Origin of the sequence: Pseudonocardia bannensis (assembly GCF_012911875.1) — a bacterium.
Taxonomy (GTDB): domain Bacteria; phylum Actinomycetota; class Actinomycetes; order Mycobacteriales; family Pseudonocardiaceae; genus Pseudonocardia; species Pseudonocardia bannensis.
On sequence record NZ_JAAXKZ010000032.1, the window covers coordinates 36,029 to 49,707 of the forward strand.

The 13,679-nt window shown below is 72.8% G+C and carries 14 protein-coding genes and 1 pseudogene; 8 read left to right on the plus strand and 7 right to left on the minus strand.

What is annotated here, in order from left to right:
* The first annotated feature begins 16 nt into the window (after positions 1 to 16).
* A complete protein-coding gene (gene ehuA / locus HF519_RS11365; RefSeq protein ID WP_169412872.1) occupies positions 17 to 781 on the plus strand; it encodes an ectoine/hydroxyectoine ABC transporter ATP-binding protein EhuA in 765 nt (254 codons plus the stop codon).
* A 5-nt stretch (positions 782 to 786) separates the two neighbouring features.
* Here the strand turns inward: ehuA and ehuB are convergent, their stop codons facing one another.
* Together ehuB and HF519_RS11375 are read right to left on the minus strand one after the other, a co-directional pair.
* Entirely contained in the window at positions 787 to 1,671 is an 885-nt protein-coding gene (gene ehuB / locus HF519_RS11370; protein ID WP_169412873.1) for an ectoine/hydroxyectoine ABC transporter substrate-binding protein EhuB, read from the minus strand.
* Positions 1,672 to 1,702: 31 nt separating this feature from the next.
* Positions 1,703 to 2,476: an enoyl-CoA hydratase-related protein gene (locus HF519_RS11375; RefSeq protein ID WP_169412874.1), complete on the minus strand. Its 774-nt coding sequence runs from the start codon at positions 2,474 to 2,476 to the stop codon at positions 1,703 to 1,705.
* A 128-nt stretch (positions 2,477 to 2,604) separates the two neighbouring features.
* Here HF519_RS11375 and HF519_RS11380 point away from each other — a divergent pair, with 128 nt between their 5' ends.
* The 3 genes from HF519_RS11380 to HF519_RS11390 all read left to right on the plus strand — a co-directional run bounded on the left by HF519_RS11380 (position 2,605) and on the right by HF519_RS11390 (position 5,495).
* Positions 2,605 to 3,345 (plus strand): TetR/AcrR family transcriptional regulator, encoded by a 741-nt coding sequence (locus tag HF519_RS11380; protein WP_169412875.1) that lies wholly within the window; start codon positions 2,605 to 2,607, stop codon positions 3,343 to 3,345.
* Positions 3,342 to 4,613, plus strand: coding sequence for a cytochrome P450 family protein (locus HF519_RS11385; protein WP_246243175.1), 1,272 nt, complete (start codon positions 3,342 to 3,344; stop codon positions 4,611 to 4,613). The genes HF519_RS11380 and HF519_RS11385 overlap by 4 nt, the downstream gene beginning before the upstream one ends.
* A 93-nt stretch (positions 4,614 to 4,706) precedes the next feature.
* Positions 4,707 to 5,495 (plus strand): class I SAM-dependent methyltransferase, encoded by a 789-nt coding sequence (locus tag HF519_RS11390; RefSeq protein ID WP_169412876.1) that lies wholly within the window; start codon positions 4,707 to 4,709, stop codon positions 5,493 to 5,495.
* Here the strand turns inward: HF519_RS11390 and HF519_RS11395 are convergent.
* The 4 genes from HF519_RS11395 to HF519_RS11410 form a co-directional block, all read right to left on the minus strand.
* Positions 5,492 to 6,655, minus strand: a complete 1,164-nt coding sequence (locus HF519_RS11395) for an acyl-CoA dehydrogenase family protein (protein ID WP_169412877.1) — start codon at positions 6,653 to 6,655, stop codon at positions 5,492 to 5,494. The two genes, HF519_RS11390 and HF519_RS11395, sit on opposite strands and share 4 nt — an antisense overlap.
* 64 nt (positions 6,656 to 6,719) lie before the next feature.
* Positions 6,720 to 7,901, minus strand: coding sequence for an acyl-CoA dehydrogenase family protein (locus HF519_RS11400; RefSeq protein ID WP_169412878.1), 1,182 nt, complete (start codon positions 7,899 to 7,901; stop codon positions 6,720 to 6,722).
* A 3-nt stretch (positions 7,902 to 7,904) separates the two neighbouring features.
* Complete coding sequence (locus tag HF519_RS11405; RefSeq protein WP_169412889.1) at positions 7,905 to 8,447, minus strand: TetR/AcrR family transcriptional regulator; 543 nt, start codon at positions 8,445 to 8,447, stop codon at positions 7,905 to 7,907.
* A 108-nt stretch (positions 8,448 to 8,555) separates the two neighbouring features.
* A complete protein-coding gene (locus HF519_RS11410) occupies positions 8,556 to 9,086 on the minus strand; it encodes an NUDIX domain-containing protein (RefSeq protein ID WP_169412879.1) in 531 nt (176 codons plus the stop codon).
* A 266-nt stretch (positions 9,087 to 9,352) separates the two neighbouring features.
* On the opposite strand from HF519_RS11410, the gene HF519_RS11415 reads away from it, so the two are divergent.
* From HF519_RS11415 to HF519_RS11430, 4 genes are all read left to right on the plus strand, one after another.
* Positions 9,353 to 10,330 (plus strand): helix-turn-helix transcriptional regulator, encoded by a 978-nt coding sequence (locus tag HF519_RS11415; protein WP_169412880.1) that lies wholly within the window; start codon positions 9,353 to 9,355, stop codon positions 10,328 to 10,330.
* Positions 10,331 to 10,340: 10 nt separating this feature from the next.
* Positions 10,341 to 11,000, plus strand: coding sequence for an endonuclease NucS (gene nucS / locus HF519_RS11420; RefSeq protein ID WP_169412881.1), 660 nt, complete (start codon positions 10,341 to 10,343; stop codon positions 10,998 to 11,000).
* A 115-nt stretch (positions 11,001 to 11,115) separates the two neighbouring features.
* Positions 11,116 to 12,900 carry a 3-hydroxyacyl-CoA dehydrogenase family protein gene (locus HF519_RS11425; protein WP_312860050.1) on the plus strand — a complete coding sequence of 595 codons (1,785 nt, stop codon included), beginning with the start codon at positions 11,116 to 11,118 and terminating at the stop codon, positions 12,898 to 12,900.
* Positions 12,901 to 12,915: 15 nt separating this feature from the next.
* Entirely contained in the window at positions 12,916 to 13,206 is a 291-nt protein-coding gene (locus HF519_RS11430) for an Rv1322 family protein (protein ID WP_169412883.1), read from the plus strand.
* A 90-nt stretch (positions 13,207 to 13,296) separates the two neighbouring features.
* Here HF519_RS11430 and HF519_RS11435 read toward each other — a convergent pair.
* Positions 13,297 to 13,679 (minus strand): annotated as a pseudogene (locus HF519_RS11435) (hypothetical protein); the annotation flags it as partial.

A 13,679-nucleotide genomic window follows, 5' to 3' on the forward strand; every position in this document is an offset into this window, starting at 1 on the left:
CACCACCGCCGAGCCCATGATCGTCTTCGATGGGGTCGTGAAGCAGTTCGGCGACAACGTCGTGCTCTCCGAGCTGGACTTCACCGTCGCGCCCGGGGAGCACGTGACACTGATCGGGCCGTCCGGGTCGGGCAAGACGACCATCCTGCGGCTGCTCATGACCCTGGAGAAGGTCAACCGGGGAACCATCCACGTGGGCGGGAAATGCCTCTCGCACATGGACAAGGGCGGCAAGCGCGTTCCCGCCGACGACAAGTACTGCCGGGAGGTGCGCAAGCGCATCGGGATGGTGTTCCAGCAGTTCAACCTGTTCCCGAACATGACCGTGCGGGGCAACCTCATCGAGGCACCGTGCCGCGTGCTGGGGCTGTCCAAGGAGGAGGCGAACGCTCGGGCGGAGGAGCTGCTGGAACTCGTCGGGCTGTCGGGGAAGATCGACGAGCACCCGACCCGGCTCTCCGGGGGTCAGCAGCAGCGCGTGGCCATCGCCCGCGCGCTGGCCATGCGTCCGGACGTGCTGCTGCTCGACGAGGTGACCTCCGCGCTCGACCCGGAGCTGGTGGCCGGTGTCCTGGCGCTGCTGCGTGACATCGGCGAGACCACCGACATCACGATCCTCTGCGTGACCCACGAGATGGGGTTCGCGCGGGACTTCTCGCACCGGGTGATGATGTTCGACCGCGGCAAGGTCGTCGAGGACGCGCCGCCGTCGGAGCTGTTCACCCAGCCGCGGGAGCAGCGCACCCGGGACTTCCTGCGAGCGGTGCTCGACCGGCACTGATTCGCTCAGAGGCGCGTCCGACGCTCGCACAGCATCGCGGTGGTGAGGTCCCGTGGCGGGAGGTTCTCAGCCGTGAAGCCGAACGGAGCGGTGAGACGCAGCCACTCACCCGAGTCCTGCAGGGCGGTCAGGGCGACGTCGAACGCGTCCCGCAGTTCGCGGTCCCCCTCGCGGAACGCGAACGCGCCCGCCGGGACGGCCTCCCGCCCGTCGATCACCGGCCGGACGTCGTCGGTCACCTCGAGCTGCGAGCCCGGGTTGCGGGCGATCTCGTCGAGCAGGGAGATCCGGGTCAGGGCTCCGACCGGAACCCGGCGCCCCTCCACCGCCCGGAACAGCGAGGTCTGCCCCTCGAAGACGGCCATCCCGGCATCGCGGATGCCCGCGGCCCGCGCGTACTCCTGCTCGACCGAGTCGGACAGCACTCCGAGCGTGAGGCCGCGGCGGCGGACGTCGTCGAAGGTGCTGATGCGGTCCGGGTTGCCCTGCTGGACCAGGAATGCGGTGGGGGCCAGGAAGTCGGGCCGGGAGAACAGGACCCGTTGGCAGCGTCGTGGTGTGACCGTCAGCCCTGCGGTGATGATGTCGAACTGGCCCACCCGCAGGCCCGGGATGAGCTCGGAGAAGCCGATCTGCACGGCCTCGATGCCGCCGACGCCCAGTGCGGCCAGCACCGCCCGCGCGACCTCGGGCGCTTCGCCCGTCACCCGGCCGTCCGAAGCCGAGTAGCCGAAGGGCCGTTCACCCGCGATACCCACGCGGGCGATCCCGGCGCGCCGCATCCGGTCGAGCGTGGACCCGGACGTGTCGGCGCCGCAGCCCACCGTGGCGCCGGCGGCGAGAGTGATCCCGCCGCCCGCGAGAGCGAGGAGGCGCCGGCGGGTCAACATCCCCGCCGACTGTAGCGGGCTCTGATCGCTCCTAGTCGGGCCACACCGGCGAGCGCTTCTCCAGGAACGCGGCCATACCCTCCTTGGCCCCCGGGGACTGCGACAGCGACGCCATAACCTCGACGGCGATCGCGTAGGCGTCGGCCTCGGGCCGGTCGAGCTGTGCATACAGGGTCTGCTTGCCGACACCCTTCCCGAAGCGGCTGCCGCGCGTGGCCCGCCTGAGCAGCTCGTCGACGCGCGCGTCGAGCTCGGCGTCGGGGACCACGTAGTTGATCAGGCCCCACTCGGCGGCGGTGGCCGCGTCGATGGCGTCCCCGGTGAGGGCGAGCTCCATCAGCCGCTTGCGCCCGACGTTACGGGCCACCGGCACCGCCGGGGTGTGGCAGAACCAGCCGCCCTTGCCGCCCGGCAGCGCGAACCCGGCGGACTCCGCGGCGACCGCGAGGTCGCAGGAGGCGACGAGCTGGCAGCCGGCGGCGGTGGCCAGGGCCTGCACCCGGGCGATCACGACCTGGGGCACCGACTGGATGGTGCGCATGACCTTCGTGCACAGCTGCAGCAGGTCCCGGACTCCGGCGAGGTCGCGGGAGGACACGTCGGCGAAGTCGTGACCGGCGGAGAACGCCTTGCCCTCGGCGGCGAGCACGATGCCGGTGGCATCGGAGCGCCCCGCGGTCTCGAACGCGTCGAGCAGTTCGAGCAGGTGCGCCTCGGAGAGTGCGTTGCGCCGTTCCGGCCGGTTCATGGTGATCCGGACGGTGTCGCTGTCGTGCTTGACGAGCAGGTACTCGTAGTCCGCCATGCGCTCACCGTAGCCGGGACGTTCGCCCCTAGAAAGCGATGGACGGACGTCATAGTTTGACCTTGTGACCGGATGCGAAAGCTGGTCACACGGTCACAGGATCGGTCCGACGGCGAGGAGGACCGCCCATGAGTGCCCCGGCCCGGGTGCCCGACCGGCTCGACCGCGTCCTGGACGTGGCCACCGATCTGCTCGTGCGCTGGGGCTACCAGCGGGTGACGATCGAGGACGTCGCCCGGCACGCCGGGATTGGCAAGGGCACGGTCTACCTGCACTTCCGCACCAAGGACGCGTTGTTCCTCACCGTGCTGCTGCGCGCGCACCACGGCGTGGTCTCCCGGCTGGTCGAGCGGATCCGCGCCGACCCGGCCGAGGCCCTGCCCAGCCGGATGCTGCGTTCGCTATACCTCGAGCTGGCCGGCGATCCGGTCGTCCGGCCGCTCTACCTGGGCGACAGCGCGGTCCTCGGCCGTCTCGCGCACGAGTCGGCCGACACCCTCGGCGAGCTGGCGCAGCGGCGTGAGGAGGCCGGGCGGGCCTGGTTCGGGCTGCTGCGCGACGCAGGCCTGCTGCGCACCGACCTCGACGTGTCCGAGCAGCTCTACCTCCTCGGCGCGGTCACGTCGGGGTTCTACTTCGTCGACTCACTGCCGGTGCCGACCGCACCCGGCGACCCGGCAGGCCGCGCCGCCGTCCTGGAGCACGCGCTCGCCGCGTCGCTCGAGGTCCCCGGCGCGCCCGCCCCGGGGGCGGCGACCGCGGAGGCGGTCGCGGACCTGTTCGCATCCCTGATCGAGCACATCGACGACGAGTGGCAGCGCCGCGTCCGGCGATCCGGGCGCGCAGCCGAGAGGCGGAGCGCGAGATGACCGCGACGAACCCGATGACGAGTCCGACGACGGGTACGGCCGGCCCGGACCCGATGTCTCCGGAGCTGCTGGCCGACCCCTACGGCGGGTACGGAAAGCTGCGGGAGCAGGCCCCGGTCGTACGTGGACAGTTCATGGAGGGCGGCCCGGTCTGGTTCGTCACCCGCTACGACGACGTGCGCACCGTGCTCGCCGACCCGCGCTTCGTCAACGACCCGGCCTCGGTCCCCGGCGCCGCGGCGCAGGACATCCGCAAGCGCCTGATGGAGAGGCTGGGCGTGCCGGCCGAGCTCAGCAGGTACCTGGCCCGCGGGATCATCGACACCGACCCGCCGGACCACACCCGGCTGCGCAAGCTCGTCTCCCGGACGTTCACGGTGCGCCGGGTCGCTGACCTGCGCTCCCGCGTGGAGGCGATCACCGCGGCGCTGCTCGACGACCTCGCCGCGGCCGCTCCCGGCCCCGTCGACCTCATCGAGACCTTCGCCTACCCGCTGCCGATCACGGTCATCTGCGAGCTGGTGGGCATCCCCGAGGCCGATCGGCCGGTCTGGCGGGAGTGGGGCCGGGCGCTGGTGTCGATGAACCCGGAGATCCTCCCCGACGCGCTGCGCGCGATGGTCGATCACATCCATGACCTGATCGGCCGGCGCCGCGCCGCGCCGACCGACGACCTGCTCAGCGGCCTCATCCGCACCCACGACGAGGACGGCGACCGGCTCTCCGACGGCGAGATGGTCTCGCTCGTGCTGACCCTGGTGCTGGCCGGGCACGAGACCACCGCGCACCTGATCGGCAACGCCACCGTGGCCCTGCTCACCCACCCCGACCAGCTCGGCCTGCTGCGCCGTGACCCCGCGCTGTGGCCGGGCGCGGTGAACGAGCTGATGCGCTGGTGCGGGCCCGTGCACCTGGTCCGGCTGCGCTACGCCGCCACCGACGTGGAGCTGGGCGGGGTGACGATCCGGGCCGGCGAGGCGGTGCAGGCCGTGCTCGTGTCGGCCAACTTCGACCCGCGCGAGTACCCCGACCCCGACCGCCTGGACATCACCCGCAGGCCCGGTGGCCGGGGCGACGGCCACGTCGGGTTCGGTCACGGCGCGCACTACTGCCTCGGCGCGGCGTTGGCCCGCCAGGAGGGTGAGGTGGCGCTGCACGCGCTGATCGACCGGTTCCCGGACCTGGCGCTGGCGGTCGACCCGGCGGAGCTGGCCTGGCAGCAGGTGCCGGGCGCGCGCCGGCTGGCCGAGCTGCCGGTGACGGTCTAGCCCGGGCGCGGGCATGGCCGCTGGGGGGACGGCCATGCCCGCGCCCGACCTTCGCCCGGCTCGGACGACCCCGCCGGGGTTACCGTGCGAGCCGTGGCCGGCCGTCAGCAGCGAGCGACGTCCTTCGGCGAGGTCGCCGAGGACTACGACCGATTGCGGCCTGCGCCGCCGCAGGACGCGGTCGCGTGGCTGCTGCCCGAGGACTGCGCGGTCGCGGTCGATGTGGCCGCCGGCACCGGCCTGCTGACCCGTGCGCTGGCGCGGCACGTGCCGAGGGTCACCGCGGTCGAGCCCGACCCGCGGATGCGGGCGGTGCTGTCGGCGCGCTCGCCCGATGTCCGCGTCGTCGAGGGCCGCGGGGAGGCGCTTCCGCTGCCCGATGCGAGCGCGGATGCGGTGCTCATCGCGTCGGCGTGGCACTGGATGGATCCCGATCGCGCCGTCCCCGAGATCGCGCGCGTGCTCCGCGACGGTGGCCGCTTCGGCGTGACCTGGACGAGCCGCGACCACCAGGTCGAGTGGGTGCGCGACCTCGACCGGTTCCGTCCGCCCGCGACGGCCGGGCCGGTCGAGGGTGGAGCCGAGGACACGTCGCCGCGACGACGGCACCGCGACGTCGAGCTGCCCGAGGACGGGCTCTTCGAGGACATCGAACGCACGACGTTCGCCTTCACGCGCCGGATGACGATCGACGACGTCGTCGACATGCTGGCCACCTACAGCGGTTTCATCACAGCGGATCCGCAGGAGCGAGCAGTAGGAGCTCGACGCGCCCGAGCCGCGCTGGAGCAGCGCTTCCCGGGCGCCGACGAGATCGACCTGCCGATGCGGTCCTGGTGCTGGCGTGCTGATCGGGCCGCCCGGGCCCGTCCTCGGGCCTAGTACGACTTCGGCAGCCCGAGGGTGTGCTGGGCGATGTAGTTGAGGATCATCTCCCGGCTCACCGGGGCGATCCGCGCGGTGCGGACGGCGCCGATCAGCGTTCCCACGCCGTACTCGACCGACATCCCGTTACCGCCGTGCGCCTGCACCGCGGCGTCGACGGCGTTGATCGCCGCCTCGGCCGCCGCGTACTTCGCGATGTTGGCCGCCTCGCCCGCAGCCGCGTGGTCGCCGGCGTCGTAGAGCCAGGCCGCGCGGGTGGTGGCCATCCGGGCCAACTCGACCTCGACGTGGGCCTTGGCCAGCGGGTGCGCGATGGCCTGGTGGCTGCCGATCGGCGCGCCCCACACGCTGCGGTCCTTCGCGTAGTCCGTGCCCTTGCGCAGGGCGTAGCGGGCCAGGCCGTTGGAGTACGCCGCCACCGTGATGCGCTCCGGGTTGAGCCCGGCGAACAGCGCGGCGAGGCCGGACTCCTCCCCCCCGACGAGCGCGTCGTCGGGCAGCAGGGCGTCGTCGAAGAAGACGGTGAACTGCCGCTCGGGCGAGGTGATCGCCATGTCGATCGGCTGGTAGCTCATGTCGGGGGTGTCGGTGGGCACGATGAACATGGCCGGGCGCAGGGTCCCCGACGCCGCGTCCTCGAGCCGCGCGACGACGAGGGTCGCCTCGGTCTCGTCGACCCCGGAGATGTAGTACTTGCGGCCCGAGAGCCGCCACCCCTTGCCGTCGGGGTCGCGGCGCGCGGTGGTCGTGATCCGGTGGGAGTTCGAGCCGGCGTCGGGCTCGGTGATGGCGAACGACATCTTCACCCGGCCGGTGGCGAACCCGGGCAGCCAGCGTTCCCGCTGCTCGGGCGTTCCGGAGGTGGCGATCACCGACGCCGCGATGGCCGGCGAGACGACGATCAGCAGCAGCGGGCAGCCGGCCGCGGCGATCTCCTCCGCGACGATCGACAGCTCGACCATCCCGGCGCCACCACCGCCGTACTCGGCAGGCACCGCGACGCCCAGGTAACCCGCCTCACCGGCCTCGGCCCACAGCTCGGTGGTCTTCTCGCCGGACTTGGCCTTGGCGATCAGATAGTCATGGCCGTACTTCGTGGCCATCGAGGCCACCGACTTGCGGAGCAGCTGCTGCTCATCGGTCTCGCGCAGGTCCATCGATGCACCTTTCTGCGGTATGTGGGTCGTGAGCGGGGACAGCGGTGGGAACTGCGTCATCCGCTCACGGGGCGAAGCCGAGCCGGCGGGCGGCCAGCTCGGTGAGGACCTCGTCGGCGCCGCCGCCGATGCCGAGGATCCGGGCGTCGCGGTAGTGCCGTTCGATCTCGGAGTCGCGCATGTAACCGGCGCCGCCGTGCAGCTGCACCGCGTCGTCGACGGTCGCGCTGCAGGCGGCCACGGCCGCGTTCTTGGCCATGCACACCTGCGCGAGGGTGTCGATGCTCGAGCCCGCGAGCGACTCGTCGGCCTCCTGGCCCGCGGCGATCCGCGTCGCGACCTCGCGGGTGTAGGTGCGGGCCAGCTCGATGCGCTGGGCCATCTCGACGAGCCGGTGCCGGACCACCTGGCGGGCGATCAACGGGCGGCCGAAGGTACTGCGGTCGCGGACCCAGCCCAGCGTGAGGTCCAGGGCGCGCTGCGCGGTCGCGTAGGCCTGCACGGCCAGCGCGATCCGCTCGGTCTGGAACTGCTGCATGATGAGGGCGAACGCGCCGTTCTCCGGCCCGACGAGGTTGGCCACCGGGACGCGCGCGTCCACGAAGGACAGCTCCGCGGTGTCGCTGCAGTGCCAGCCCATCTTCTCCAGCCGGCGGGTCACGGTGAAGCCCGGCGTGCCCTTCTCGACCACCAGCAGGCTGATCCCGCCGTAGCCCTCGCCGGCGGTGCGCACGGCGGTGGTCACGAAGTCGGCGCGCACGCCGGAGGTGATGTAGGTCTTCGACCCGTTCACGACGTAGTGGTCGCCGTCGCGGACCGCTCGGGTGCGCAGGGCGGCGACGTCCGAGCCGGCGTCGGGCTCGGTCACGCCGAGCGCGCCGATCGTCTCGCCGGCGAGGGTGGGCCGGACGAACCGGTCGATCAGCCCCGGGTCGCCGGCCGCGACGATGTGCGGCAGCGCGATGCCGTGCGTGAGCAGCCCGGCCACCAATCCGCCCGACCCGCCGGCCTGGATCAGCTCCTCGGTGACGACGATCGAGTCGAGCAGGTCGCCGCCGGCGCCCCCGACCTCCTCCGGGAACGCGACGCCGAGCAGGCCGAGCTTCGCGGCGTCGGCGTGCAGTCCGCGGGGGAGCTCGCCGGCACGTTCCCACTCGTCGAGGTGCGGGACGATCCGGGTCCGGGTGAAGCGGCGGACGGTCGCCCGCAGCTCGCGGCGCTCAGGGGTGTCCCAGGGGTCGGTCATCGGTCAGCTCCCAAGCCGTGCGTCGAGGTGGCGGGCCCAGTCGGCGAGCAGGGCGCGGCGGCGTGCTCCGTCGTCGGTGAGCAGGTCGGCCAGGCCGAGGCCGCGGATGAGGTCGAGGGTCTGCTGGACGGCCTCGCGGACGCCCGGGCGCGACTCATCGGCGCCGAGCAGCTCGACGGTCAACCGGTGCGACTCCCGCCCGATGACCGCCTCGAGCGGCACGACCGCGGCCCGGACGTCCGGGTCGGTGCGCGCGGCCGTCCACAGTTCGAGCGCGGCGTGGAAGAGCGGGCCGGTGCACACCCGCGCGAGCATGTCGAGCACGGCCGCAGTGCGGGCGGGCCCGGTGGGCAGGTCGGTCGCCTGCTCGCGGATCTCGGCGATCCGGGCGGCTCCGATGTACTGCACCGCGGCGATGACGAGCTCGGCGCGGGTGGGGTAGTGGTGCAGCTGAGCGCCACGGGAGACGCCGGCACGCTGGGCGACCGCGGTGGTCGTCGTCCCGGCCCAGCCGTGCTCGACGAGGCTGGCGACGGTGGCCTCCATGAGCCGCGCGCGGGTCAGCTCGCTGCGCTCCTGCTGACGGGTGGGCACGGGACGGCAGTGTGCCCGGCCACAAACAAACAAGCAAGACTGCTTGTTTTGGGCGCGCGGTCAGCCTCGGTGGTGCAGCAGCAGCAGGGTGTACGCCGCGAGGCTCTGCGCGTCCGCGATCTCTCCGCGTCTGATCATGGCCTCGAACTCGGCCGTGCCGAACCACCTCGCGCGCATGTCCTGCTCGGTGTGCTCACGCCGGGCCGGACCCGGGGTCAGCTCGGTGGCGAGGAAGACCACCCCCCGCTGGCTCGACATCCCCGGCGCCACCTCGAGCTCGCCGATCAGGTCCATTCGGCCGGCCGCGAGCCCCGTCTCCTCCAGCAGCTCCCGGGTGGCGAGTTCGGCCGGATCGACCTCCGCGCGGTCCGGCGCCGTGCCGGCCGGGAACTCCCAGCGCCGCCGCCCCACCGGGTAGCGGAACTGCTCGACCAGGTGCAAGCGGTCGCCGTCGCGCGGGATGACGAGCGCGTAGGTCGGCTTGTCCACCACGCCGTAGATGCCGTCGGTGCCATCGGACCGCCGGATCGCGTCCTCCCGCACCGTCATCCACCGATTGGCGTACACCTGGCGGCTGCTGAGGGTCTCCACGGCGCCCACGGTGCCCGGTGCACGGCTTGTCTCATCCCTGGTCGAAGAGTGAGGTGAATCACATGTCGACCGGGCGCGCCGATGCCCCGTGACCCACCCGGCTCCGCGCAGTGGCCGATGCGCCGCCGATCCGTCGGCGGTCCCCGGCCGGGGCGTCCGGGGCTGATCGGTACCGCCGTCCGGCTCGCCGGAGGCGTCCCGCGGCGGCGGCAGCCTGCGCCGGGGGCTGCGCAACCTGCTGCCGCGGGTGCGGGCACCATGCCCTGGTGCGCGCGTCCCGGCTGGTGGCCCTGCTGTTCACCCTGCAACGCCGCCGCGCCGCCACGGCCGCCGAGCTCGCCGCGGAACTGGAGGTCTCCGAGCGCACGATCTACCGCGACGTCGCCGCGCTGCAGGACGCCGGGGTGCCGCTCTGGGCGGAGTCGGGCCGCGGCGGCGGGATCCGGCTGCTCGACGGCTGGCGTACCCGGCTCGACGGGCTGACGTCCCGCGAGGCGGCGGCGATCCTGGCGATCGGGGCGCCGCAGGTGCTCGCCGACCTGGGGATGAGCTCGGCACTCAGTACGGCACAGGCCAAGCTGCTGGCGACGTTGCCGCCGGATTTCCGCGAGCACGCCCGGGTCGTCAGCGAGCGGTTCCATCTCGATGCGCCGGGATGGTTCGCCTCGCCGCAGCAGGCCGGCCCGCTGACCGCGGTGGCCGAGGCGGTTTGGGAGCGGCGTCGGCTGCGGGTGCGCTACGCCCGGGGGGCGCACGCGGTGGAGCGCACCCTGGAGCCGCTCGGCCTCGTGTTGAAGGCGGGGGTGTGGTACCTGGTGGCCGCGATCGCGGGGGAGGCCGGCGCGATCCGCACCTACCGGGTCGCGCGGATCCTCGCGGCGGAGCTCGACGGGGCGTACTTCGAGCGGCCGCCGGGGTTCGTGCTGGCGCAGTGGTGGGCGGAGTCGGCCGCCCGGTTCGCGGGCTCGCTGTTGCGCGAGAAGGTCCGGCTCCGGCTGGGACCGGGCGGGCTGCGGGCGCTGCCGCACGTCACCGACGCCGACGCGGCGGTGCGGGCCGTGGCGCTGGCCGGGCCGGCCGATGCCGAGGGCTGGCGGGAGGTCACCCTGGAGGTGGAGAGCGTCGACGTCGCGGCCGGGCAGCTGACCGCGCTGGGCGGCCAGGTCGAGGCGCTCGACCCGCCGACGCTCCGGGCCGCGCTGGCCGCGGCGGGGGCGGCGCTGGCGGCCCGGAACGCTCACTAGGCTGCGCAACGTGCGCCTCGTCATCGCCCGCTGCCAGGTCGACTACGTCGGACGCCTCACCGCGCACCTACCGATGGCACCCCGGCTCCTGCTGATCAAGGCCGACGGGTCGGTCAGCGTGCACGCCGACGACCGCGCCTACAAGCCGCTGAACTGGATGAGCCCGCCGTGCTGGCTCGAGGAGCAGCCGGGCGTGTGGACGGTGCGCAACAAGTCCGACGAGTCTCTCGTGATCACCATCGACGAGGTGCTGCACGACACGAGCCACACCCTCGGCGTCGACCCGGGCCTGGTGAAGGACGGCGTCGAGGCGCACCTGCAGGAGTTGCTGGCCGCGCACCCCGATGTACTCGGCGAGGGCTTCACCCTGGTCCGCCGCGAGTACATGACCGCGATCGGTCCGGTGGACCTGCTCTGCCGCGACGGCGAGGGCCGCAGCGTCGCGGTCGAGGTCAAGCGCCGCGGGGAGATCGACGGCGTCGAGCAGCTCACCCGGTACCTCGAGCTGATGGACCGCGACCCGCTGCTGCGGCCCGTCACCGGCGTGTTCGCCGCGCAGCAGATCAAGCCGCAGGCGCGCACACTCGCCGAGGACCGCGGCATCCGGTGCGTCGTCGTCGACTACGACGCGCTGCGTGGGGTGGAGTCGACCGACCTGCGGCTGTTCTGAGCCCAGCCCACCCGTACGGGCAGGGTGTTCCCGGCGACATGCGCGGTTTACCGAACGGACGGGAATGGGAGTATCTGACCCGAACTTGTCCCTGGGGGTAGCGGGAGGTATTCGCGTGGCACGGGAGTTCCGGACGGTCGGCGTGGTCGGCCTGGGCACGATGGGCGCCGGCATCGTGGAGGTGTTTGCGCGCAACGGCCTGCAGGTGATCGCCGCCGAGGTCGACGAGGAGGCCGTGGCTCGGGGTCGGATGCATCTCGAGACGTCCACCCGGCGCGCGATCGAGCGCGGCAAGCTGACCGATGAGGCGGCCGCCGAGCTGCTGGAGCGGATCACCACCACGACGTCGCTGGCCGACATGGCCGACGCCGACCTGGTCATCGAGGCCGTTCCCGAGAGCCTCGACCTCAAGGCCGCCGTCTTCGCCGAGCTCGACAAGGTGGTCCGGCCCGAGGTCATCCTGGCCTCGAACACCTCGTCGCTCTCGGTCACGGAGCTGTCGGTGCGGACCGGCCGGCCGGGCAAGGTCGTCGGGATGCACTTCTTCAACCCGGCCCCGGTGCAGAAGCTCGTCGAGCTGGTGCGCACCGTCGTCACCGAGCCCGACGTCGTCGACGATCTGAAGGCCTTCGCCGCCACCCTTGACAAGGTGCCGGTGGTCATCGGGGACCGCGCCGGGTTCATCGCGAACGCGCTGCTCTTCGGCTACCTCAACCACGCCGCGCGCATGTACGAGTCGCACTACGCGAGCCGCGAGGACCTCGACGCCGCCATGCGCTACGGCTGCGGGTACCCGATGGGCCCGCTGGCGCTGCTCGACCTGATCGGGCTGGACACGGCCTACGAGATCCTCAACACGATGTACCGGCAGTCGCGCAACCAGCTGCACGCGCCGACTCCGGTGCTCAAGCAGATGATCACTGCCGGGCTGCTCGGCCGGAAGAGCGGGCGCGGCTTCTACACCTACGAGAAGCCGCACTCCTCGAAGGTCGTGCCCGACGCGCTGACCCCGTCCGGCACCGTGCCCGAGGACGCCGAGGTGCGCGACGTTCAGCGCGTCGGCGTCGTCGGCACCGGGACCATGGCCAGCGGCATCGTCGAGGTGCTGGCGAAGGCGGGGCTCGACGTCATCGTGCGTGGGCGCAGCGACAGCAAGGTCGAGAGCTCCATCGCCGGGATCCGCAAGTCCCTGGACAAGGCCGTGGTCCGCGGGCGGCTGTCCGAGGAGGACCGGGACGCCACCCTGGGCCGGATCACCGGCACCACCCAACTGGAGGACTTCGCCGACGTCGACCTGGTGGTCGAGGCGATCGCCGAGGAGCTCGACGTCAAGCGGGCCGTGTTCGCTGCGCTGGACGAGATCTGCAAGCCGGGCGCGATCCTGGCGACGACGACGTCGTCGCTGCCGGTCGTCGAGTGCGCCGCGGCCACCTCGCGTCCCGCCGACGTCATCGGGATGCACTTCTTCAACCCCGCCCCGGTGATGAAGCTGGTCGAGGTGGTCTCGACGATCACCACCGCCCCGGACGTCGCGGCCACCGTTCTGGCGCTGTGCCAGCGGCTGGGCAAGGTGCCGGTGTCCTGTGGCGACCGGGCCGGGTTCATCGTCAACGCGCTGCTGTTCCCGTACCTCAACGACGCGGTGAAGATGCTCGAGGCGCACTACGCGACCTCGGACGACATCGACGCCGCGATGAAGACCGGCTGTGCGCTGCCCATGGGTCCGTTCGAGCTGCTCGACGTCGTCGGACTGGACGTGTCGCTGGCCATCGAGCGCTCGCTCTACCAGGAGTTCCGGGAGTCCGGGTTCGCACCGGCGCCGCTGCTCGAGCACCTGGTGACCGCGGGCCGGCTGGGCCGCAAGACCGGCCACGGCTTCCGCGACTACGCCGCGCGGTGAGCTGACCGCAGTTCCATGCCCCGATCCAACCGGACGCAGCGGCCCGAGCACGTGCCGCTGCGGTCGTCCGTCGTCACCCGGACCGAGCACGCTGCGGACGGCCAGTGGCTGGTCCGCAGCGTGCCCGGGTCGTCATCGGTCAAGGACTACCGGTGTCCCGGCTGTGATCAGCGGATCCCGCCGGGAACGGGGCACCTGGTCACCTGGCCGGCGGATGAGTACGGGTCGGTGGCCGACCGGCGGCACTGGCACGTGCCGTGCTGGAATGCCCGCGACCGACGCAGGCCGGGCGGTCGTCGCCGCTGAAGCGGCCATCCGGCCCGACGACGTCGCCGGAGTCCGTGCCGTTCTGCCGGCACCGCCCGCGGCCGGCCCCGATCGGTGCTGCCGGTTCGGTCAGCGGCGGGTGGCGGACGCGGGCCGCCGACGGGTGCGGCGTCGGTTCGTCGAACTGGTCCGCGTCGTCTCGAGTTCCGCGCCGGCGTCCGCCGGCTCCGGGATCTCGGTAGCGGTGCTGTCCTCGGCCGCCGGCGCGCCGGACGCCGTGGGGGCGGGGGCGTCCTCGGCGGTCGGGACGTCGGATGTTGCGTGGGCGGGGGCGTCCTTCGGGGTGAGGGTCTCGTCCGTCGTTGCGCCGGCCTCGTCTGCCGTCCGGGCCCCGTCCGTGTCGTGTGCGTGATCGCCGGCCGGCCGGCGGGCGGTCGGCGTGGTGACGGCGGCGGGTTCGGTGGGCTTGGTGGCCGCGACGTCGTTGCCGGCGGCGGGCCGGGTGGTTGCGG

Excerpts from the sequence above, each read along its gene's own strand:
- ehuA (WP_169412872.1), top strand. The coding sequence starts at position 17 with ATGATCGTCTTCGATGGGGTCGTGAAGCAGTTCGGCGACAACGTCGTG.
- ehuB (WP_169412873.1), bottom strand. The coding sequence starts at position 1,671 with ATGTTGACCCGCCGGCGCCTCCTCGCTCTCGCGGGCGGCGGGATCACT.
- HF519_RS11375 (WP_169412874.1), bottom strand. The coding sequence starts at position 2,476 with ATGGCGGACTACGAGTACCTGCTCGTCAAGCACGACAGCGACACCGTC.
- HF519_RS11380 (WP_169412875.1), top strand. The coding sequence starts at position 2,605 with ATGAGTGCCCCGGCCCGGGTGCCCGACCGGCTCGACCGCGTCCTGGAC.
- HF519_RS11385 (WP_246243175.1), top strand. The coding sequence starts at position 3,342 with ATGACCGCGACGAACCCGATGACGAGTCCGACGACGGGTACGGCCGGC.
- HF519_RS11395 (WP_169412877.1), bottom strand. The coding sequence starts at position 6,655 with ATGGACCTGCGCGAGACCGATGAGCAGCAGCTGCTCCGCAAGTCGGTG.
- HF519_RS11400 (WP_169412878.1), bottom strand. The coding sequence starts at position 7,901 with ATGACCGACCCCTGGGACACCCCTGAGCGCCGCGAGCTGCGGGCGACC.
- HF519_RS11405 (WP_169412889.1), bottom strand. The coding sequence starts at position 8,447 with ATGGAGGCCACCGTCGCCAGCCTCGTCGAGCACGGCTGGGCCGGGACG.
- HF519_RS11430 (WP_169412883.1), top strand. The coding sequence starts at position 12,916 with ATGCCCCGATCCAACCGGACGCAGCGGCCCGAGCACGTGCCGCTGCGG.